This window comes from Pseudomonas sp. AC239 (genome assembly GCF_979258545.1).
In genome coordinates this window covers 3,531,205-3,549,963 of record NZ_OZ409864.1, presented here as the reverse complement: position 1 = coordinate 3,549,963, position 18,759 = coordinate 3,531,205, and the positions used below count along the sequence as shown (strand labels likewise).

21 protein-coding genes are annotated in these 18,759 nt (G+C 60.2%); 10 read left to right on the top strand and 11 right to left on the bottom strand.

Going from position 1 to position 18,759, the window contains the following annotated elements; all coding sequences use genetic code 11:
* Both ACZ0AZ_RS16185 and cysK read right to left on the bottom strand, forming a co-directional pair.
* Window positions 1-939 (bottom strand): aspartyl/asparaginyl beta-hydroxylase domain-containing protein, encoded by a 939-nt coding sequence (locus tag ACZ0AZ_RS16185; protein ID WP_039760974.1) that lies wholly within the window; start codon window positions 937-939, stop codon window positions 1-3.
* A gap of 184 nt (window positions 940-1,123) precedes the next feature.
* The gene (cysK, locus tag ACZ0AZ_RS16180) at window positions 1,124-2,098 is read right to left on the bottom strand and encodes a cysteine synthase A (protein ID WP_039760973.1); all 975 of its coding nucleotides are present in this window, start codon (window positions 2,096-2,098) and stop codon (window positions 1,124-1,126) included.
* Between the two features lie 154 nt (window positions 2,099-2,252).
* Between cysK and ACZ0AZ_RS16175 the strand changes: the two genes are divergently transcribed.
* From ACZ0AZ_RS16175 to ACZ0AZ_RS16165, 3 genes are all read left to right on the top strand, one after another.
* Window positions 2,253-3,329, top strand: coding sequence for a DUF748 domain-containing protein (locus tag ACZ0AZ_RS16175; protein ID WP_129998966.1), 1,077 nt, complete (start codon window positions 2,253-2,255; stop codon window positions 3,327-3,329).
* A gap of 183 nt (window positions 3,330-3,512) precedes the next feature.
* Entirely contained in the window at window positions 3,513-4,358 is an 846-nt protein-coding gene (locus ACZ0AZ_RS16170) for an AAA family ATPase (RefSeq protein WP_129998965.1), read from the top strand.
* Window positions 4,359-4,370: 12 nt separating this feature from the next.
* Window positions 4,371-5,549 carry a vWA domain-containing protein gene (locus ACZ0AZ_RS16165; RefSeq protein ID WP_016771218.1) on the top strand — a complete coding sequence of 393 codons (1,179 nt, stop codon included), beginning with the start codon at window positions 4,371-4,373 and terminating at the stop codon, window positions 5,547-5,549.
* 88 nt (window positions 5,550-5,637) lie between these two features.
* On the opposite strand, the gene ACZ0AZ_RS16160 is transcribed toward ACZ0AZ_RS16165, so the two are convergent.
* From ACZ0AZ_RS16160 to ACZ0AZ_RS16145, 4 genes are all read right to left on the bottom strand, one after another.
* On the bottom strand, window positions 5,638-6,561 hold the full coding sequence (locus tag ACZ0AZ_RS16160) for a 5-oxoprolinase subunit C family protein (RefSeq protein WP_463537731.1): 924 nt from the start codon (window positions 6,559-6,561) through the stop codon (window positions 5,638-5,640).
* Window positions 6,558-7,262 carry a 5-oxoprolinase subunit PxpB gene (pxpB, locus tag ACZ0AZ_RS16155; protein ID WP_463537730.1) on the bottom strand — a complete coding sequence of 235 codons (705 nt, stop codon included), beginning with the start codon at window positions 7,260-7,262 and terminating at the stop codon, window positions 6,558-6,560. Before pxpB ends, ACZ0AZ_RS16160 begins: the two co-directional genes overlap by 4 nt.
* The gene (locus ACZ0AZ_RS16150; protein ID WP_463537729.1) at window positions 7,259-8,011 is read right to left on the bottom strand and encodes a 5-oxoprolinase subunit PxpA; all 753 of its coding nucleotides are present in this window, start codon (window positions 8,009-8,011) and stop codon (window positions 7,259-7,261) included. Before ACZ0AZ_RS16150 ends, pxpB begins: the two co-directional genes overlap by 4 nt.
* Before the next feature lie 62 nt (window positions 8,012-8,073).
* On the bottom strand, window positions 8,074-9,360 hold the full coding sequence (locus tag ACZ0AZ_RS16145; protein ID WP_463537728.1) for an MFS transporter: 1,287 nt from the start codon (window positions 9,358-9,360) through the stop codon (window positions 8,074-8,076).
* 159 nt (window positions 9,361-9,519) lie between these two features.
* On the opposite strand from ACZ0AZ_RS16145, the gene ACZ0AZ_RS16140 reads away from it, so the two are divergent.
* On the top strand, window positions 9,520-10,434 hold the full coding sequence (locus ACZ0AZ_RS16140; protein WP_463537727.1) for a LysR family transcriptional regulator: 915 nt from the start codon (window positions 9,520-9,522) through the stop codon (window positions 10,432-10,434).
* A 265-nt stretch (window positions 10,435-10,699) separates the two neighbouring features.
* On the opposite strand, the gene ACZ0AZ_RS16135 is transcribed toward ACZ0AZ_RS16140, so the two are convergent.
* From ACZ0AZ_RS16135 to ACZ0AZ_RS16125, 3 genes are read right to left on the bottom strand one after another with little or no spacing between them, the layout of a single operon-like run.
* Window positions 10,700-11,242: a DUF2937 family protein gene (locus ACZ0AZ_RS16135; RefSeq protein ID WP_310407549.1), complete on the bottom strand. Its 543-nt coding sequence runs from the start codon at window positions 11,240-11,242 to the stop codon at window positions 10,700-10,702.
* 12 nt (window positions 11,243-11,254) lie between these two features.
* The gene (locus tag ACZ0AZ_RS16130; RefSeq protein ID WP_129998960.1) at window positions 11,255-12,031 is read right to left on the bottom strand and encodes a class II glutamine amidotransferase; all 777 of its coding nucleotides are present in this window, start codon (window positions 12,029-12,031) and stop codon (window positions 11,255-11,257) included.
* A gap of 15 nt (window positions 12,032-12,046) precedes the next feature.
* Complete coding sequence (locus tag ACZ0AZ_RS16125) at window positions 12,047-12,544, bottom strand: hypothetical protein (protein WP_016771225.1); 498 nt, start codon at window positions 12,542-12,544, stop codon at window positions 12,047-12,049.
* A 234-nt stretch (window positions 12,545-12,778) separates the two neighbouring features.
* On the opposite strand from ACZ0AZ_RS16125, the gene ACZ0AZ_RS16120 reads away from it, so the two are divergent.
* Together ACZ0AZ_RS16120 and ACZ0AZ_RS16115 are read left to right on the top strand one after the other, a co-directional pair.
* On the top strand, window positions 12,779-14,833 hold the full coding sequence (locus ACZ0AZ_RS16120; protein ID WP_129998958.1) for a S9 family peptidase: 2,055 nt from the start codon (window positions 12,779-12,781) through the stop codon (window positions 14,831-14,833).
* A gap of 236 nt (window positions 14,834-15,069) precedes the next feature.
* Window positions 15,070-15,543 (top strand): Crp/Fnr family transcriptional regulator, encoded by a 474-nt coding sequence (locus ACZ0AZ_RS16115; protein WP_463537726.1) that lies wholly within the window; start codon window positions 15,070-15,072, stop codon window positions 15,541-15,543.
* Here the strand turns inward: ACZ0AZ_RS16115 and ACZ0AZ_RS16110 are convergent.
* Window positions 15,540-15,824, bottom strand: a complete 285-nt coding sequence (locus tag ACZ0AZ_RS16110; RefSeq protein ID WP_463537725.1) for a hypothetical protein — start codon at window positions 15,822-15,824, stop codon at window positions 15,540-15,542. The genes ACZ0AZ_RS16115 and ACZ0AZ_RS16110 overlap by 4 nt on opposite strands.
* 79 nt (window positions 15,825-15,903) lie before the next feature.
* On the opposite strand from ACZ0AZ_RS16110, the gene ACZ0AZ_RS16105 reads away from it, so the two are divergent.
* From ACZ0AZ_RS16105 to ACZ0AZ_RS16090, 4 genes are all read left to right on the top strand, one after another.
* Window positions 15,904-16,590: a spermidine synthase gene (locus tag ACZ0AZ_RS16105; RefSeq protein ID WP_039760950.1), complete on the top strand. Its 687-nt coding sequence runs from the start codon at window positions 15,904-15,906 to the stop codon at window positions 16,588-16,590.
* A 49-nt stretch (window positions 16,591-16,639) separates the two neighbouring features.
* Window positions 16,640-17,011 (top strand): YajD family HNH nuclease, encoded by a 372-nt coding sequence (locus tag ACZ0AZ_RS16100; protein ID WP_463537724.1) that lies wholly within the window; start codon window positions 16,640-16,642, stop codon window positions 17,009-17,011.
* 192 nt (window positions 17,012-17,203) lie between these two features.
* A complete protein-coding gene (locus ACZ0AZ_RS16095) occupies window positions 17,204-17,674 on the top strand; it encodes an RNA methyltransferase (RefSeq protein WP_007911337.1) in 471 nt (156 codons plus the stop codon).
* An 81-nt stretch (window positions 17,675-17,755) separates the two neighbouring features.
* On the top strand, window positions 17,756-18,133 hold the full coding sequence (locus ACZ0AZ_RS16090; RefSeq protein WP_039760946.1) for a YgaP family membrane protein: 378 nt from the start codon (window positions 17,756-17,758) through the stop codon (window positions 18,131-18,133).
* A 112-nt stretch (window positions 18,134-18,245) separates the two neighbouring features.
* Here ACZ0AZ_RS16090 and ACZ0AZ_RS16085 read toward each other — a convergent pair whose 3' ends face one another.
* Window positions 18,246-18,695: a YcgN family cysteine cluster protein gene (locus ACZ0AZ_RS16085; RefSeq protein ID WP_016771232.1), complete on the bottom strand. Its 450-nt coding sequence runs from the start codon at window positions 18,693-18,695 to the stop codon at window positions 18,246-18,248.
* Between the last annotated feature and the right edge of the window lie 64 nt (window positions 18,696-18,759).

The following is an 18,759-nucleotide window of genomic DNA, read 5'->3' as shown; positions in this document are numbered from 1 at the left end:
TTAACCGAACAACCAATACCCCAGCAATGTCAGCACCAGCACCGCCAGCACCGGGCGCATTACCCTGTAGGCCTTCGGATGGCGGCGTTTCCACTGTTTGACCACGCCGCTGAAACGGTCGCTGAAGTTCTTGCTCCAGGCATAGGCCTGGTTGATCCCGCCGACGCGCTCATCATCAAGGTTCTGCGGCGCGGTGGCGCGCCCCAGCCAGCCGCTGATGAAGCGGTTGATCCGGGTCATCAAGCGGTTGCTCAGCGGGCGTTCGATGTCACAGAACAGAATGACGCGAGTCTGATCGGTTTCATTCTTGACCCAGTGCACGTAAGTCTCGTCGAACATCACGTCATCGCCGTCGCGCCAGGCGTAAACCTGACCGTCGACGAAGATCCGGCAATCGTCAGAGTTGGGTGTCGACAGACCGAGGTGATAACGCAGGGAGCCGGCGAACGGGTCGCGGTGCGGGTTGAGGTGGCTGCCGCCCGGCAGCAGCGCGAACATCGCGCCCTTGACGTTCGGTATGGCGCTGACCAGTGCCACGGTTTTCGGGCACAGGGCTTCGGCTGATGGCAGCGGTTTGTCGTACCACTTCAGATAGAAGCGCTTCCAGCCCTTCTTGAAGAACGAGCCAAAACCGGCGTCGTTGTTCTTTTCGGCGGCGCGAATATAGCCCTCGTCAAACAGATGCATGGCTTCGTCGCGGATGGTTTCCCAGTTATCGCGCAGCACATCCAGTTCCGGAAACTTGCTGCGATCCAGATACGGTCTGGACGGCACTGCGGAGAACAGGTACATCAAAGCGTTGTACGGGGCGAACAGCGCCGAGTGGTTGACGAACTGGCGCAATACCGGCAAACGCGCCTTGCCGCGCAAATGCACATAGAGCGTGCTGCCCAGGAAAAGCAACAGCACAAACGCCTTGGCGGCAAAAGAAACGGTCATCAACGACTCCTTGGATAAAGACAACGCTGCGCAATGCCCTTTTCCCGGCATGGCAGCCGGCCATGATAAACACTACCGGCTCCGGGAAAAACCCGCCTGACGCAAGATTCAATGTTAAGCATTGCGCAACAAAGCCTTTATTAACATGCAGCGCCTGAACCTCGGCTGACCTGAATCAACCGGATTACTGCTGGTTCTCCTGCTCGGTGAACAAGTCACTGAACAACATGCTCGACAGATAACGCTCACCCGAATCCGGCAGCACCACGACGATGGTTTTGCCTTGCATCTCTGGTTTCTCCGCCAGACGCACCGCCACCGCCATGGCGGCACCGCAGGAGATGCCGCACAAAATTCCTTCTTCTTGCATCAGGCGCAAAGCCATGGCCTTGGACTCTTCGTCCGTCACCTGCTCGACGCGATCGACCATCGACAGATCAAGGTTTTTCGGCACAAAACCGGCACCGATACCCTGAATCTTGTGCGGGCTGGGCTTGATCTCGTCACCGGCCAACGCTTGCGTGATGACGGGCGAAGACGCCGGCTCGACGGCAACCGACAGAATCGGTTTGCCGGCGGTGTTCTTGATATACCGCGACACGCCGGTAATGGTTCCGCCGGTGCCGACCCCAGCCACCAGCACATCCACGGCGCCGTCGGTGTCGTTCCAGATCTCAGGACCGGTGGTCTTTTCGTGAATCGCCGGGTTGGCCGGGTTATCGAATTGCGCCGGCATGAAATATTTCTCGGCATCACTGGAGACGATTTCCGCGGCTTTCTCGATGGCGCCCTTCATGCCCTTGGCCGGCTCGGTCAATACCAGCTCCGCACCCAGGGCTTTGAGGACCTTGCGGCGCTCGATGCTCATCGACGCTGGCATGGTCAGCATCAGTTTGTAGCCGCGCGCGGCAGCGACGAAAGCCAGGCCAATACCGGTATTACCCGAAGTCGGCTCGACAATGGTCATGCCTGGCTTGAGTTTGCCGCTGCTTTCGGCGTCCCAGATCATGTTGGCGCCAATCCGGCATTTGACCGAATAACCGGGGTTGCGCCCCTCGATCTTGGCCAGGATGGTGACCCCGCGCGGCGCGATGCGGTTGATCTGGACCAGCGGTGTATTACCGATGGAATGGGCGTTGTCAGCGTAGATACGGCTCATGGCTGGGTCCTTATGCAGCGTTGAATTCAGCCTTTCAAGGTAAGCCTGTTGCCGGTCACAGTCCAGTCGGGGCGAACGTCTGCGAACGCGCGCAGTCAATCGCTTTGCACCGTCAAGCAACCTCATCAAGGAACACTGTTCAAGGAACACTCTCATGAAGCGTCGTTACAGCTGGCCGCTCTGGACCCTGGCGGGTGTCGTGGTGCTGCTGGTCGCCCTGCATTTCGCCCTGCCCTATCTGGTACGCGACTACCTCAATGACAAGCTCGCGGACATGGGCGATTACCGTGGCCAGATCACCGATGTTGATCTCGCGCTGTGGCGCGGCGCGTACAAAATCAACGGCCTGAAAATCGTCAAAGTCGACGGCAAGGTCCCGGTGCCGTTTGTCGATGCGCCATTGATCGACCTGTCGGTGAGCTGGCATTCACTGTGGTACGACCATGCCGTGGTCGCGCAGGTGCAATTCCTCCATCCGGAAATCAACTTTGTCGACGGCGGCCCAAACAAACAGAACTCGCAGACCGGTCAGGGCACCGACTGGCGTGAGCAATTGGGCAAGCTGCTGCCGATCACCCTCGATGAGGTGCAGATCAACGACGGTCGCATCACTTTCCGCAACTTCAATTCCAAGCCGCCGGTGAACATGAATGCCAGCAACGTCAACGCCAGCATTTATAACCTGACCAACGTGGTGGACAAGGAAGGCAAGCGCGACGCCCGTTTCGAGGGCAAGGCGCTGCTACTCGGCCACGCTCCGCTGGAAACCACCGCAACCTTCGATCCGCTGAGCAACTTCGAAGACTTCGAATTCCGCCTGCGCGCCCGCGACATCGAGCTCAAACGCATGAACGACTTTGCCTCGGCCTACGGCAAATTCGACTTCAATGCTGGCCACGGCGATGTGGTCATCGAAGCCAAGGCAGAGAAAGCCCGACTCACCGGCTACATCAAACCCCTGCTGCGCGACGTCGATGTATTCAACTGGCAGCAAGACGTCGAAAACAAGAACAAAGGCCTGTTCCGCTCAATCTGGGAAGCACTGGTCGGCGGCACCGAGACCGTGCTGAAGAACCAGAACAAAAACCAGTTCGCCACCCGCGTCGAACTCAGCGGCAATGTTCACCAGCAGAACGTCAACGCCTTCGAAGCGTTTTTGCAGATTTTGCGCAATGGCTTCATCCAGGCATTCAATGCGCGGTACGAACGGCCGAAGCCGGATGAGGGTTAAGTTTTGCGGTTGACAAAATATTCGGCCATCCGCCGAGACTGAGTCAACATGTGACGCCCCATTCAGAGACTGAATAAGCCGTCTGCGTTCACAGTCGACCGGCGTGCGCGTTATAGTCGGGCATCCGATTTTTTCGCCCCCGCCCTGCCCGTCAGGTCGGCGTTACTGTTCGAGGATTTGCAGATGAAGTTCGAAGGCACCCAGGCTTACGTCGCCACCGATGACCTGAAGCTGGCGGTCAACGCCGCCATCACCCTGGAGCGGCCGCTGCTGGTCAAGGGTGAGCCGGGCACCGGCAAGACCATGCTCGCCGAGCAACTGGCCGAGTCGTTCGGTGCCAAGCTGATCACCTGGCACATCAAATCCACTACCAAGGCCCATCAGGGTCTGTACGAATACGACGCGGTCAGCCGTTTGCGCGACTCGCAGCTGGGCAATGAAAAAGTCCACGACGTGCGCAACTACCTGAAGAAAGGCAAGCTCTGGGAAGCCTTCGAGGCCGAGGAGCGGGTGATTCTGCTGATCGACGAAATCGACAAGGCCGACATCGAGTTCCCCAACGACCTGTTGCAAGAACTCGACAAGATGGAGTTCTACGTTTACGAAATCGACGAGACCGTCAAGGCCAAGAAACGCCCGATCATCATCATTACCTCCAACAACGAAAAGGAGCTGCCGGACGCCTTTCTGCGCCGTTGCTTCTTTCACTACATCGCCTTCCCTGATCGCACTACCCTGCAGAAAATCGTCGACGTGCACTACCCGGATATCAAGAAAGATCTGGTCAGCGAAGCGCTCGACGTGTTTTTCGACGTGCGCAAGGTACCGGGCCTGAAGAAAAAGCCTTCGACGTCCGAGCTGGTCGACTGGCTGAAACTGCTGATGGCCGACAATATCGGCGAAGCGGTGCTGCGCGAGCGCGATCCGACCAAAGCCATTCCGCCACTGGCTGGCGCACTGGTGAAAAACGAACAGGACGTGCAACTGCTTGAGCGCCTGGCGTTCATGAGCCGGCGCGGCACCCGCTAAGAGGCTGCTGCCATGTTGCTCAACCTGTTCAACGAAATGCGTGCTGCCAAGGTGCCAGTGTCGGTGCGCGAGCTGCTGGACCTGATCAACGCGTTGAAACAGCGCGTGACCTTCGCCGACATGGACGAGTTCTATTACTTGTCGCGGGCGATTCTGGTGAAGGACGAACGCCATTTCGACAAGTTCGACCGCGCGTTCGGCGCCTACTTCAATGGCTTGGAAAAGCTCGACGACCACTTGCAGGCGCTGATTCCCGAGGACTGGCTGCGCAAGGAATTCGAGCGTTCGCTGAGCGACGAAGAGCGCGCACAGATCCAGTCCCTCGGTGGGCTGGACAAGCTCATCGAGGAATTCAAGAAGCGTCTGGAAGAGCAGAAAGAACGCCACGCCGGCGGCAACAAATGGATCGGCACCGGCGGCACCAGCCCGTTCGGCTCTGGCGGTTTCAACCCGGAAGGCATCCGCGTTGGCGATGCCGGCAAGCGTCAGGGCAAAGCTGTGAAAGTCTGGGATCAGCGCGAGTACAAGAACCTCGACGACTCGGTGGAGCTGGGCACGCGCAACATCAAGGTCGCGCTGCGTCGATTGCGCAAGTTCGCCCGCCAGGGTGCGGCGGAAGAACTCGATATCGATGGCACTATCGACCACACCGCCAAGGATGCCGGCCTGCTGAATATCCAGATGCGCCCGGAACGGCGCAACACGGTGAAGCTGTTGCTGTTGTTCGACATCGGCGGATCCATGGATGCGCACGTGAAGATCTGCGAGGAATTGTTCTCGGCCTGCAAGACCGAGTTCAAGCACCTGGAGTACTTCTACTTTCACAACTTCATTTATGAATCAGTGTGGAAGAACAACATGCGCCGCACTTCCGAACGCACTTCGACTCAGGATCTGCTGCACAAGTACGGCGCCGACTACAAAGTGATCTTTATCGGTGACGCCGCGATGGCGCCCTACGAAATCACCCAGGCTGGCGGCAGCGTCGAGCACTGGAACGAAGAGCCGGGTTACGTCTGGATGCAGCGCTTCATGGAAAAATACAAGAAGCTCATCTGGATCAATCCGTATCCGAAGGACACGTGGGGCTATACCTCGTCGACCAACATCGTGCGCGATCTGATCGAGGATCAGATGTATCCGCTGACGCTGCGCGGGCTTGAAGAAGGGATGCGGTTTCTTTCCAAATAATCGTTAACCCGACGAACGCCTTCGCGAGCAGGCTCGCTCCCACCTTGGAATGCTTTTACCTATGTGAGCGAGCCTGCTCGCGAAGCTTTTAGCGATCTTTAAAGCGCTGCAAATACTCGACATGCTCGCGGTGCGCAACGTCCTGCACCACTGGTCTCAATCTCACCTTCGCTCCCGGCAGGCACTGCGCCAATTGCGCCAGTGCCAGCGGCGTCAACGCACCCAGGCGCGGATAGCCGCCAATGGTCTGCCGATCGTTGAGCAACACAATCGGCTGCCCGTCCGGCGGTACCTGCACAGCGCCCAAGGGAATGCCCTCGGAAATCATCGGCGCGCCCTGATATTGCAACGCCGCGCCGAGCAGGCGGATGCCCATGCGGTCGGCGCGACTGTCGATGGTCCAGGTGCTGTTGAACACATCGAACAGGCTCTGCCCGCTGAACTGGCCGATCTGTGCGCCGAGCACCAAATCCAAAGGCGCGTGCATTTTGAAATCCGGCCGCAGCGCCGAAGGCATTTCCCGTACTGCCAACGCTTCGCCGCTGTAACCGAGCACCTCCCCTTTGGCGAGCGGTAGACCCATGCCATCAAGCCCGCCAAGTTCTTCACGCACCACCGTGGCACTGCTGCCCAGCACCTTAGGCGCAGTGAACCCACCGGGAGCGGCCAGATAAGCCCGGGCGCCGAGCAAGGGCTGGGTAAACCGCAATGTCTGCCCTTTGGTCAAACGGAAACTGCGCCACGGCGCCAGTGGCTGTCCATCGATCTGCGCGCCGAGATCGGCGCCAGCCAATGCGAGCAAGCAATCCTCCTCAGCCACCACGGCAAAGCCGCCGAGGGTGATTTCAACCACTGCTGCATCCACCTTATTGCTGAGCAGCCAATTGGCCCAGCTCATCGAACACCAGTCCGCCGCGCCACCCTGGGTCACGCCCAGATGTCGCACGCCAAACCGCCCGGCATCCTGCAACAGGCACAGCGGTGTGCTGGCTTCGATCGTCAATCGACTCATACCAGCGCCTCCAGTGGGGTGTCGTCGCCGCCCAAGCGTATGAATTCGGCGTGGTCGACGGCTTCGAAGCGCACCGTGTCGCCCGGTTGCATCAGGCTGTAGCCGTCGCGATGGCGATCGAAGAGTTTTGCCGGAGTGCGGCCGATCAGGTTCCAGCCACCGGGCGAGACCACCGGATATGCCGCCGTCTGCCGCTCGGCGATACCGACGCTGCCGGCGGCGACTTTCTTGCGCGGTGTGTTGAGCCGTGGCGCGGCGAGCATTTCCTCGACCAGCCCCATGAAGGCAAAACCCGGCGCAAAGCCAAGGGCAAACACCTGATATTCCCGTGCGCTGTGGCGACGTATCACCTCCTCCACCGCGAGGCCGCTACGTTCGGCCAACAGACTCAGTTCCGGGCCGACACTCAAGTCGTACCAGACTGGCAAGACGTGACACTGCCCACCGCTTCGCGTATTCGGCGACAGATCGACCAGCGCTTCGGCGATCAATTCACGCGCCTGCGCCGGATTCAACAGGGTCAGATCGTAATGCACCATCAACGTGGTATAGGACGGCACCAGATCGATCAACTGTGCACCAAACGCCGTGCGCAAACGCTCGCTGGCGGCAAGCATCCACGGCATGTTGGCTTCAGCGATGTCATCGAACAGACGCAGCATCAGGCAATCGAGCGCCACCACTTCAATCCGTGGATTCATGACGCACTCGACGGCTGCAAGGCCTGACGAATGCGCTGCACGGCGGCCACCGAACTGGCGTTGTCGCCGTGTACGCACAAGGTATTGGCATGCAGGACAAAGGCGCTGCCATCGCTGGCGGTGAGCTCACCGCCAGCGGCGATGGTCAGTGCTTGCCCGATGATCTTTTCGGCCTCGTGATGCACCGCGCCCGGCAATTGCCGCGAGACCAATCGACCCGCGCTGTCGTAGGCGCGATCGGCAAAAGCTTCGAACCACAACGTTACCCCGTATTCATCACCGATTTGCTGCGCGGCAGCGTTGTCACGAGTGGCCATCAACATCAGTGGCAGGTTGCGGTCATACGCGGCCACGGCCTGTACCACCGCGCGCAACTGCGCCGGGTTGGCCATCATGTCGTTGTACATCGCGCCGTGGGGTTTGACGTAGCTGACCCGCCCGCCCTGCGCCTTGCAGATGCCATCGAGGGCACCGATCTGGTAATGCAGGATGTCTTGCAGCTCCTGCGCGGAACAGGCCATAGAGCGCCGGCCGAATCCGACCAGATCCTGATAGGCCGGATGCGCGCCGATCTGCACGCCGTGCTCGAGGGCCAGCGCCACGGTTTTGCGCATGATGCTCGGGTCGCCGGCATGGAAACCACAGGCAACGTTGGCGCAATCGATGAAGGGCATGACCTCGGCGTCCAGACCCATGGTCCAGCTGCCGAAGCTCTCGCCAATGTCGCAATTCAATAGCAGGCGGCTCACGGTGAACACTCCTGTAGCTGCTGGTCTTTTTATCTGTAGGAGACTTCTGCGCAGGGTATCAGTTACTGCGCGTCGAGTTGTTTGCCACGGGTTTCCGGCAGGCTCAGCGCCGCCAGAATCACCACACCGTAGGACACCGCTGCGAAGGCGCCGATGCCCATGCTCAGCGGGACTTTCTGGCTGAGCAGGCCGATCAACAGCGGGAACAACGCCGCCAGCGCGCGGCCGATGTTGTAGCAGAAACCCTGGCCCGAGCCGCGAATCCGCGTAGGGAACAGTTCGGTGAGAAACGCACCCATGCCGCTGAAAATCCCCGAGGCGAAGAAGCCCAGCGGAAAGCCCAGCCACAGCATCACGCCATTGCTGACCGGCATCTGCGTGTAGAGCAGAACGATGGTGAACGAGCCGACTGCGAACAAAATGAAATTCTTTTTCCGCCCGAGCAGGTCGGTCAGATAAGCGCTGATCACGTAACCGACGTAGGAACCGACGATCACCATCGCCAGATAACCACCGGTGCCGAGCACGCTGAGTCCGCGTTCATTCTTGAGAAAGGTTGGCAGCCAGGAAGTGATTGCGTAGTAACCGCCCAGCGCACCGGTGGTCAGCAAGGAAGCACGAAACGTGGTGAAGAGCATGCCAGGGGCGAAGATCTCGTAGAACTTCGCCGGGTTTTCCGGGGTTTGCGCAGCTTTGGCTTGGCGATAGATTTCCGGATCTTTCACCAGACGGCGAACAAAGATCACGAATATCGCTGGCACGATGCCGAGGATGAATAGCGCCCGCCAAGCGTCTTCCGGCGGCAACAGCGAAAACAGCAGCGCATACAGAATCGCCGTCAGGCCCCAGCCCAGCGCCCAGCCGGATTGCACCATGCCCACCGCTTTGCCGCGATCCCTGGCGCGGATCACTTCACCGATCAACACCGCGCCGGCGGTCCATTCGCCGCCGAAACCGAAGCCCATCAGGGTGCGGGCGATCAGCAGCTGTTCGTAGTTTTGCGCGAAGCCGCAGAGGAAGGTGAAGAAGGCGAACCACAGCACCGTCAGTTGCAGGGTGCGCACGCGGCCGATGCGGTCGGAGAGAATTCCGGCGACCCAACCACCAATCGCCGAAGCGATCAGGGTGCTGGTGTGAATCAGCCCCGCTTCGCCCGTGGTGATGCCCCACATCGCGATCAGCGTCGGCACAACGAAGCTGAGCATCTGCGTGTCCATGCCGTCCAGACCGTAGCCGATCTTGCAGCTCCAGAACGTGCGGCGCTCCTGCTGGTTGATGTTGCGATACCAGTCGAACGGCCCGGGGCGCGCCGCAGACTTGGATAAAGGAAGGGTGTCGGGAGCACTCATGGCAAATCTCCGCAGGGCTTTTATTGGTCTTGTTCGAAGCTCCGACGACGCCTATCGTGGGAACCGGATGCGCCGATTTTTCGTCGCCCTGCCCTGCGCCGTCCAACGAATAAAAACCCGCCTTAGGCATAAGAAAAATTTGTCACTCGAGCCTTGCCCATGAATCTGAAGTTTCTCGAGACCTTTGTCTGGGTCGCGCGCCTGAAGAGTTTTCGCCTGACCGCCGACAAGCTGTTCACCACCCAAGCGTCGATTTCCAGCCGCATTGCGGTGCTCGAAGGCGAACTGGGCGTGAAGCTGTTTCTGCGCGATTCACGCGGCGTCAGCCTGACCCCGGAAGGCCTGAAAGTGCTTGAGTATGCCGAGCAGATGCTCGACACCATGGCGGCGCTGAAACAATCGATCGAGACCCGTTCGAGCAAGGTCGGGCGGGTGCGTATTGGCGTGATGGACACGGTGATCCATACCTGGCTGAGCCCTCTGGTGGCGCAGATGACCGATCTGTATCCGCACGTGGAAATCGAATTGGTCGCCGATACTGCGCTGAACCTCTGCGATCAGCTGCAAAAAGGCTTTGTCGATCTGGTACTGCAAACCGATCTGGTCCGGCATGAAAGCGTGCGCAGCCTGGAACTGGCCAGCCATCCGCTGGGCTGGATCGTCGCCAGCAATTCGATCTACAACCGCGACTACGCCGACCTCGCCGAACTGGCGCAGGAGCGGATCATCACCTACTCGAAAAACTCATGGCCGCATCAGGATATCGTCGCGCTGATGCAGGCCAACGGCGTGCTGGCGCCCCGCTTGAATTGTGTAAATTCGGTGTCGGCGATCACCCGGTTATTGCGTGACGGCTTTGGTATCGGCGCGCTGCCGCCGGTGCTGGTGGCCGAAGAGCTGGCGCGCGGCGAATTGATCTTGCTCGACATCGAGCAGCGACCAGCGAATCTGCCGGTGGTGGTGTCGTGGCGGGTCGGGGTTGAGTGGGTCGAGGAGATTGTGACGTTGTGTCAGCAGGTCCTGGCAGGATATGCGCACAAGGTCGGCAAGGACTGCATCACCCTCACTGGATGATTAGTGGCGAGGGGATTTATCCCCGCTCGGCTGCGCAGTAGTCGTGATTGCGGCCAACGCGGTCTTTCAGAGGTACCGCATTTGCAGGTTTTGGGGCTGCTGCGCAGCCCAACGGGGATAAATCCCCTCGCCACAGAACCCACTCACCACAGAACCCACTCACCACAGAACTCATTCACCACAGAGCCCATTCACCACAGAGCCCACTCGCCACAGAATCCCCCATGCCATAAAGCCTCTGTTGCCAGAGGGGATTGAGCAGGTTTTACAAACCGCGCACGTCGCGATCTTCGATCGGCCGGCTCTGACGTAGACGCCGGCCGCCGAGCACTACCCAGTCGATCAGGCGGAACAGGCATTCGATGCCGAACGACAGCAGCAACGCGCCGCTCATGCCCCAGATCATCGCCTCGGGCGTCAGCAGAATCTGGTAGCTGTAGCCGTTCCAGGTTTCCTTGCGAATATCCGGATCAGCCGCCAGCACCACTTGCAGGAAACGCACGTACCACGGCCCTTGCATCGCCTGGAATTGTTTATCCAGCGCGACCTGGCGGGTAAGCAAGGTGTTCAGGCTGTCGGCATCGCTGCGGAAAATCGGGTCTTCGCTGGCACGGTAATGCGCGACCAGCGCCTGCATGTCGCCTTTGAAAAACTGATCGGCCGTGCCCTGAAAGCCACGTAGACTGGTCTGCGCTTCGATCAGATGCGCTTCGACACGCTGGGCGTAATCGTTGATGAATCCCGGCACCTGGACACCGATCAACAGGCCCGCCGCAAACAACACCAGCCGTAGATAACTGAGCAACATGGGTGCAAATCCTTATTCGGTCTTGCCCTGGCTGACGCATTCGCCGCGTCGCCACAGGCTCCATTGGCCCGGTTCGTAGCGGGTCCAGGTTTCATTTTCGGTCAAAGGCTCGGTAGCGATTACGGTGACCACGTCGTTGGGCGTGGTTTCGGCCTGGAAGTCGACAATCACATCGACATCCTTGAGCCGCGCCGGGCCGAATGGTGCGCGGCGGGTGATCTGGGCGAGTTTGGTCGAGCAGTAACAGAACAGCCAGTCGCCGTCGCTGAGCAGGCAATTGAACACGCCCTTACTGCGATATTCAGCGCAAGCCTCGACCAGATCCGGCAGCAGCACTTCGATATCGACCGGCTCTGGGAAGGCTGCGCGTACCCGGTTGAGCAGGTCGCAGAATGCCGCTTCGCTGTCGGTATCGCCGACCGGGCGGTAGAAACTCTTGATCGGGGTGAAGTCAGCGAGCTGGCCGTTGTGCGCGAAACACCAATTGCGCCCCCACAGTTCGCGGACGAACGGGTGGGTGTTGGACAGGCAGACCTTGCCGACGTTGGCCTGGCGGATGTGGCCGATGACCACTTCGCTCTTGATGGGATAGCGCTGCACCAGGTTGGCCACTTCCGACTCGCTGCTCGCCGCCGGATCCTGAAACAGACGCAAGCCGCGCCCTTCGTAGAAGGCAATGCCCCAGCCGTCGCGGTGCGGTCCGGTGCGGCCGCCGCGCTGCATCAGGCCGGTGAAGCTGAACACGATGTCAGTCGGCACGTTGGCACTCATGCCCAGTAATTCACACATGTGCGGACTCTCGGGTTACAGACGCGGCTCGACCCGCATGCGCTGCGGATTGTTCGGCACTGGCGGGCGACCGTAGCGGTCATCACCGGCGCCGCCGAACGGTTGATCATCGTCGCGCTCTTCGGCACGGGCGGCGGCCTTGGCGGCCTCGGCGCGTTCACGCCGCGCTGTCGAGGCGCGCTCGATTGGCAGGCGGATCAAGACGAAAACCAGATACACCCCGAAGGCGATCATGCCGTACATGAAAAGATCGGAAACCGCGCGCCAGGCGTTGTTGCCGACCTTGAACAGCATGTCCAGGGCGGTGATGGCGATGGCCGGTGCAACTTTGGCTTTCACCGGATCGACGATGGTCGGGCTGAACAGCAACACCGCCATCAGCACACGCAGCGGCTCGCGCAGCCAGCGCCACATCCAGGTGGTCAGGCGCATCCATACCAGCAGGCAGCCCACGGCGGCAAAGGCGTAAAGGCCCCAGGCGATCAGATAGTCGTTCTCGGTCATGGTGTCCATGGCAAGGCAGGCAAATTGGCGCTTATAGTAACGACTTTTCGCCCATGCGGCTTGTCCCAATACCAGACGACCACTGTTATCCCTGTGGGAGCGAGCTTGCTCGCGAATGCGGTGTGTCATTGCAGCAAAAGTCATCTGCCAGGACGCCTTCGCGAGCAAGCTCGCTCCCACAGGGCTCTGCGGCGGTTTCAAAATACGCGAAACCTTTATCCGAATATTGTCCGAGAGCCTTCCATGCCCGAATCCGCCAATGTCATGACTGCCCCAATTGCCCAGCGGGCGCCCGGCGCCGACCCGTATGCCTGGCTGCAGGAGCGCGACACCGACGCGGTGCTCGACTACCTCAAGGCTGAAAACGCTTATCAGGAAGCGCAAACCGCCGATCAGACCGAGCTGCGCGAAAGCCTGTTCAACGAGATCAAGGGCCGGATCCTCGAAACCGACCTGTCCCTGCCCTCGCCTTGGGGCCCGTATCTGTATTACACGCGCACCACCGCCGGTGACGAATATGCCCGGCACTACCGCTGCCCGCGCCCGGCGGACGACAGCCTGACCCTCGATGAAAGCCGCGAGCAACTGTTGCTCGACCCGAATGCGCTGGCCAATGGCGGCTTCTTCTCGCTCGGTGCTTTCAGCATCAGTCCTGATCACCAGCGCCTGGCCTACAGCGTCGATACCTCGGGCGACGAGGTCTACACGCTGTTCGTCAAAGAGCTGTCCAACGACAAGGTCAGCGAACTGGAATTCGAGGACTGCGACGGCAGCATGACCTGGGCCAACGACAGCCTGACCCTATTCTTCGGCGTGCTCGACGACACCCATCGCCCGCATAAACTGTTCCGCTATCGCCTCGATGGCACTGCCGCTGAAGAAGTCTTCCACGAGCCGGACGGGCGGTTCTTCCTGCATTGCTACCGCGCCAGCTCCGAACAGCAATTGCTGCTGTCACTGGGCAGCAAGACCACCAGCGAAGTGTGGGCGCTGGACGCCAACCAACCGCACCTGCCGTTCAACTGCCTGGCGCCACGGGTGGAGGATCACGAATACGACGTCGACCACGGCCTGCTTGATGGCGTCTGGACCTGGTTTATTCGCACCAACCGCGACGGCATCAATTTCGCCCTGTATCAGGCTGCGGACACCGGCGTACCGCCGAGCGAAGCCGAGTGGCAGAGCCTGATCCCGCACAACGACGAAGTGATGCTCGACGGCGTCAGCCTCAACGCAGAGGCAATGACCTTGAGCCTGCGCGAAGGTGGCCTGCCGATCATTGAGGTCCACCCGCAGAGCTTGGCGCCGTATCGCGTGCAGTTGCCCGATGCGGCCTATAGCCTCCATGTGCAAAACAGCCTGGAATTCGAGAGCGATCGCATTCGTCTGCGTTACGAAGCGTTGAATCGTCCGGCCCAGGTGCGCCAGTTGATTCTCGCCAGCGGCGAGCAAACGGTGCTCAAGCAAACCCCGGTGCTCGGCCCGTTCGATGCCGACGCCTATGTCAGTCAGCGCCTGTGGGCCACCGCCCCGGATGGCACGCAGGTGCCGATCAGTCTGGTGATGAAGCGCGAGATGGTCGGCAAACCGGTGCCGCTGTATCTGTACGGTTACGGCGCCTACGGGTCGAGTCTCGATCCGTGGTTCTCCCACGCGCGCCTGAGCCTGCTCGAGCGCGGCATGGCCTTTGCCATCGCTCACGTTCGCGGTGGCGGTGAACTGGGCGAAGCCTGGTATCGCGCCGGCAGGCAGGAACACAAACACAACACCTTCAGCGACTTTATCGCCTGCGCCGAGTTTCTGATCCTCAACGGCATCACCACGGCGGAGAAACTGGCGATCAGCGGCGGCAGCGCCGGTGGTTTGCTGATCGGCGCGGTGCTCAATCAACGCCCGGATCTGTTCGGCGTGGCGATTGCCGAAGTGCCGTTCGTCGACGTGCTCAACACCATGCTCGACCCTGAGCTGCCGTTGACCGTCACTGAATACGACGAATGGGGCAATCCGGAAGAACCGGACGTCTATGATCGGATCAAGGCTTACGCGCCGTACGAAAATGTCGCGGCGCAGGCTTATCCGCCGCTGCTGGTGATCGCCGGCTACAACGACAGCCGCGTGCAGTATTGGGAAGCAGCCAAGTGGGTAGCGAAATTACGCGCGACCAAGACCGACGACAACTTGCTGCTGCTCAAGACCGAACTGGGCGCCGGGCATGGCGGCATGAGCGGGCGCTATCAGGGATTACGTGACGTAGCGCTCGAATATGCATTTGTGTTCAAGGTTTTGCAGATTGCCTGAGGAACTCTGTGGGTGGCTTGGGTCTTAACAGCAGACCCTTGTGGCGAGGGGATTTATCCCCGTTGGGCTGCGAAGCGGCCCCAAAACCTGCAAACTCAGTATTTCTGAAGCACCGAGTTGGCAGGACTTGCGACTGCTGCGCAGCCGAGCGGGGATAAATCCCCTCGCCACAAAAGCCCATTCCTACGGGATCCGTGTATCGCCTTGAAATGTGAAAACAAAAAGACCGCATCGACATGTCCGAACCGACCTTTCTGAACAACGAAATCCGCGACTGGCTGATGGACTGTGGCCTGTTCGATCAATTGCAGCTGGCCGACTTTGCGGCCGCTTCCGGTTACTTCAGCATCAGCACCGTGGCTGAGGGCGAGGCGATTTTTCGCGAGGGCGATGCCGGCAGTTTCATGTGCATCATCCACACCGGCCAGGTCGCCGTGCAGAAAACCGGCGCCGACGGCCACGTGATCACCATGGCCACCCTGCGCAGCGGCCGCGCCTTCGGTGAAATGGCCGTGCTCGATGGCGAGCGCCGTTCGGCCACGTGTATCGCGGCGAGCAATTGTCAGTTGCTCAATCTGGGCAAGGACTCGCTGGAAAAAATGCTCAACGACGCGCCGAAAATCGCCGCGAAGATCATCCGCGCCCTCGCTGTCTCGCTGTCCAAACGCCTGCGCATGGCCGACGGCCAACTCGCTGCGCAACAGGTTTAACCGCCGGGAGATTTGACCTTGTTGCCGTTCGGCTCGATGCCCGGCACCGGTTGATCCTTGCTCGGCGGGCTGGGCATTTCGATCGGTACCAGCGGCGGGCTGCCGCTGCCGGCGCCCGACTTGGGCAGAGTGATCGGAGTGATCTGCGGGTACGGCGTCGGCGTTGCAGTACCGGGCGTGCCGGGTTGCGGCATCGGGCTGACCGGAACGCTCTGCTGGGCCTGCACTGCAGTAATCGCGAGCGCGGCCAGGGTAATGACCGTTAGAATGGTGCGCTTCATCAAGGGCTCCGTTTGGCCTTAGTCTGTGCTCAGGCTACTCCCAACGCGCCTGCTTGCCTTCCCCCTTGTAGAGATTTCCATGAAACGTTTCGTTCTGCTCGACACCACCCCGATCCCTGAAAACGGCGGTGCCCTGTGCCTGTTCGAGTATGGCGAGGACTTCGTCATCAAGATTCAGGGCGGCGATGGCGGGCAGTTGATGAATACGCGCATGCACGGTTCCGAAGATGCACTGGCCGAGATTCCCTGCCGCAAGGTCGCCGGCCGGCCGCATTCGCGGGTGTTGATCGGGGGCCTGGGCATGGGCTTCACCCTCGCCTCGGCACTCAAGCATCTGGGTAAATCCGCCGAAGTGGTGGTTGCCGAACTGGTGCCCGGCGTGGTCGAGTGGAATCGCGGCCCGCTCGGGGAGAAATCCGGCCGGCCATTGCTCGACCCGCGCACAGTGATCCGCCAGGAAGACGTGGCCAACGTGCTGCAAAGCGAGCCGAACGGTTTCGACGCAATCATGCTCGACGTCGACAACGGCCCTGAAGGCCTGACTCAGAAGGCCAACAGCTGGCTGTATTCCGCCGCTGGCCTGAATGCCTGCGCCAAGGCGCTGCGTCCCAAAGGCGTGCTCGCCGTGTGGTCGGCCAGCGCCGATCGGCAGTTTTCCGAGAAATTGAAGAAGGCCGGTTTCAAGGCCGAAGAAGTCCAGGTCTTCGCCCACGGCAACAAGGGCACCCGCCACACGATCTGGATTGCCGAGAAGCTCAAGGGCTGAGCTAAACTCTGCGCATAACCGTCATCAGTCTTTCTGCAAAGGTGAACCCATGAGTTCGTCCACCCCCACCAACACGTCGAAGCTGGACCGCATCCTCGCCGACAACCAGCGCGACAAGGAAATGGGCTACCGCGACAAGGCCCTGAAGAAGTACCCGCACGTCTGCGGCCGCTGCGCTCGTGAGTTTTCCGGCAAGCGCCTGAGCGAACTGACCGTGCACCACCGCGACCACAACCACGACAACAACCCGCAGGACGGGTCGAACTGGGAGCTGTTGTGCCTGTACTGCCATGACAACGAACACTCGCGTTACACCGATCAGCAGTATTTCGGCGACGGCTCGCTGAGCACACCGAAAATCGCCAAGGCCACGCATAACCCGTTTGCCGCTCTGGCCGGTCTCATGAAAAAAGAAGATTAAAGTTCTTCATTGGCCTGACTGGCCCCTTCCCGAGCAAGCTCGCTCCCACACTGGATCGGTGTCATGCACAAAACCACTGTGGGAGCGAGCTTGCTCGCGAAGGCGGCCGTTCGGGCACCGCCAATCCATGATCTGACCACAACCGCCCAATCCCCGTATAATCCCGCTCTTTTTCCCGAAGGCACCCCGCTCGTGGCAGACAAACGGTACAGCTGCATTGGTTTGTATAACCCCAAATCACCGGAGAACGTCGGCTCGGTGATGCGCGCCGCAGGGTGTTACGGCGTGGCGTCGGTGTTCTACACCGGCAAGCGTTATGAACGCGCCGCCGATTTCGTCACCGACACCAAGCGCGTGCACTACGACATCCCGCTGATCGGCATCGACGACCTGAAAAAAATTCTCCCGCTCAACTGCGTGCCCGTGGCGGTGGAGCTGGTCGAAGGCGCCCGGCCGCTGCCGGAATACACCCACCCCGACCGCGCGCTGTACATCTTCGGCCCGGAAGACGGCTCGCTGGATAAAGAGATTCGCGACTGGTGCGAAGACGTCGTGTACATCCCGACCACCGGCTGCATGAACCTCGCCGCCACCGTCAATGTCGTGCTCTACGACCGCATGGCCAAAGGGCTGAATACCCGCTCCGGGCCGAAATTCCGCTGAACCGTCGCACATTCGATGGAACAAGCTGACCGCCGTGGCAGTCAGCTTATCTATCAATCGCACCCTGCCTGGAGATAGATCATGAGCGAGCTCAAACGCGTAGAACGCATCGAATCCACCCCGTTCCAGTCGCCTGCGCACAAAAATGTGCATGGATGGGAGCGCGTCGGCTCGTTGACCGGCGGCGTGTTGATGGTCGGCAAGGGCCTGCGCCGGGGCGGCGTGTTCGGCCTGATTCAAGTGGCGCTCGGCGGCATGGCCGTGGCCCGTGGCATTACCGGGCACTGCTCGGCGAAAAGCCTGCTGGAAAAAGGCCGTCAGGACATGAGCAACGTGCGGGCGAAAATCGAACGCGCCGGGGAAGAACTGAGCAAGCTGAAGACCAATGCCGAAGTGGCTACTGAAACAGCCACTGTGACCGGCAACGATTCGCTGACCTCGCCGAAGGCCGGCGTCTGATCCGGGATTTTCAGCGCCGCTGATGGCCTCTTCGCTGGCAAGCCAGCTCCCACAGAAAAAACTGTGGGAGCTGGCTTGCCAGCGATTGCGATATACCTGAAGCGAGAAAATTTCAGCCCGCGCGAAAGATCAGATGATCTTCCCAGTCATCCTCCGGCACGCTGCCTTCAGCGAGCATGCGCCCGGATTGGGAAATCCGCTCATGGTGCACCGCATCGCGGTCGCCACACACCAGGTGATGCCATAACGGCAGATCCTTGCCCTCGCTGACCAGACGATAACCACAGGTCGGCGGCAGCCATTTGAATTCTTCCGCCTGACCCGGCGTTAGCTGAATGCAGTCCGGGACAAACTTGATCCGGTTCGGATAATCGCTGCACTGGCAGGTTTTCAGATCCAGCAGTTTGCAGGCGATGCGCGTGTAATAGACGCTGTTGTCTTCTTCGTCCTCAAGCTTTTGCAGGCAGCACAGACCGCAGCCGTCACACAGCGATTCCCATTCCTCGTGATCGAGTTGATCGAGGGTTTTGCGTTTCCAGAACGGTTCGACTATGGCGGCCATGGCTCAAGCATCAACATCAAGGTGGTGAAAAGGCCGCCAGTCTAGTGCCAGCGGACGCAAGGGC

Excerpts from the sequence above, each read along its gene's own strand:
- ACZ0AZ_RS16125 (WP_016771225.1), bottom strand. The coding sequence starts at position 12,544 with ATGGACACCATGACCGAGAACGACTATCTGATCGCCTGGGGCCTTTAC.
- ACZ0AZ_RS16170 (WP_129998965.1), top strand. The coding sequence starts at position 3,513 with ATGAAGTTCGAAGGCACCCAGGCTTACGTCGCCACCGATGACCTGAAG.
- ACZ0AZ_RS16115 (WP_463537726.1), top strand. The coding sequence starts at position 15,070 with ATGTCCGAACCGACCTTTCTGAACAACGAAATCCGCGACTGGCTGATG.
- ACZ0AZ_RS16165 (WP_016771218.1), top strand. The coding sequence starts at position 4,371 with ATGTTGCTCAACCTGTTCAACGAAATGCGTGCTGCCAAGGTGCCAGTG.
- ACZ0AZ_RS16090 (WP_039760946.1), top strand. The coding sequence starts at position 17,756 with ATGAGCGAGCTCAAACGCGTAGAACGCATCGAATCCACCCCGTTCCAG.
- pxpB (WP_463537730.1), bottom strand. The coding sequence starts at position 7,262 with ATGAATCCACGGATTGAAGTGGTGGCGCTCGATTGCCTGATGCTGCGT.
- ACZ0AZ_RS16100 (WP_463537724.1), top strand. The coding sequence starts at position 16,640 with ATGAGTTCGTCCACCCCCACCAACACGTCGAAGCTGGACCGCATCCTC.
- ACZ0AZ_RS16175 (WP_129998966.1), top strand. The coding sequence starts at position 2,253 with ATGAAGCGTCGTTACAGCTGGCCGCTCTGGACCCTGGCGGGTGTCGTG.
- ACZ0AZ_RS16130 (WP_129998960.1), bottom strand. The coding sequence starts at position 12,031 with ATGTGTGAATTACTGGGCATGAGTGCCAACGTGCCGACTGACATCGTG.
- ACZ0AZ_RS16185 (WP_039760974.1), bottom strand. The coding sequence starts at position 939 with ATGACCGTTTCTTTTGCCGCCAAGGCGTTTGTGCTGTTGCTTTTCCTG.
- ACZ0AZ_RS16110 (WP_463537725.1), bottom strand. The coding sequence starts at position 15,824 with ATGAAGCGCACCATTCTAACGGTCATTACCCTGGCCGCGCTCGCGATT.
- cysK (WP_039760973.1), bottom strand. The coding sequence starts at position 2,098 with ATGAGCCGTATCTACGCTGACAACGCCCATTCCATCGGTAATACACCG.
- ACZ0AZ_RS16140 (WP_463537727.1), top strand. The coding sequence starts at position 9,520 with ATGAATCTGAAGTTTCTCGAGACCTTTGTCTGGGTCGCGCGCCTGAAG.
- ACZ0AZ_RS16135 (WP_310407549.1), bottom strand. The coding sequence starts at position 11,242 with ATGTTGCTCAGTTATCTACGGCTGGTGTTGTTTGCGGCGGGCCTGTTG.
- ACZ0AZ_RS16145 (WP_463537728.1), bottom strand. The coding sequence starts at position 9,360 with ATGAGTGCTCCCGACACCCTTCCTTTATCCAAGTCTGCGGCGCGCCCC.
- ACZ0AZ_RS16105 (WP_039760950.1), top strand. The coding sequence starts at position 15,904 with ATGAAACGTTTCGTTCTGCTCGACACCACCCCGATCCCTGAAAACGGC.
- ACZ0AZ_RS16085 (WP_016771232.1), bottom strand. The coding sequence starts at position 18,695 with ATGGCCGCCATAGTCGAACCGTTCTGGAAACGCAAAACCCTCGATCAA.
- ACZ0AZ_RS16120 (WP_129998958.1), top strand. The coding sequence starts at position 12,779 with ATGCCCGAATCCGCCAATGTCATGACTGCCCCAATTGCCCAGCGGGCG.
- ACZ0AZ_RS16160 (WP_463537731.1), bottom strand. The coding sequence starts at position 6,561 with ATGAGTCGATTGACGATCGAAGCCAGCACACCGCTGTGCCTGTTGCAG.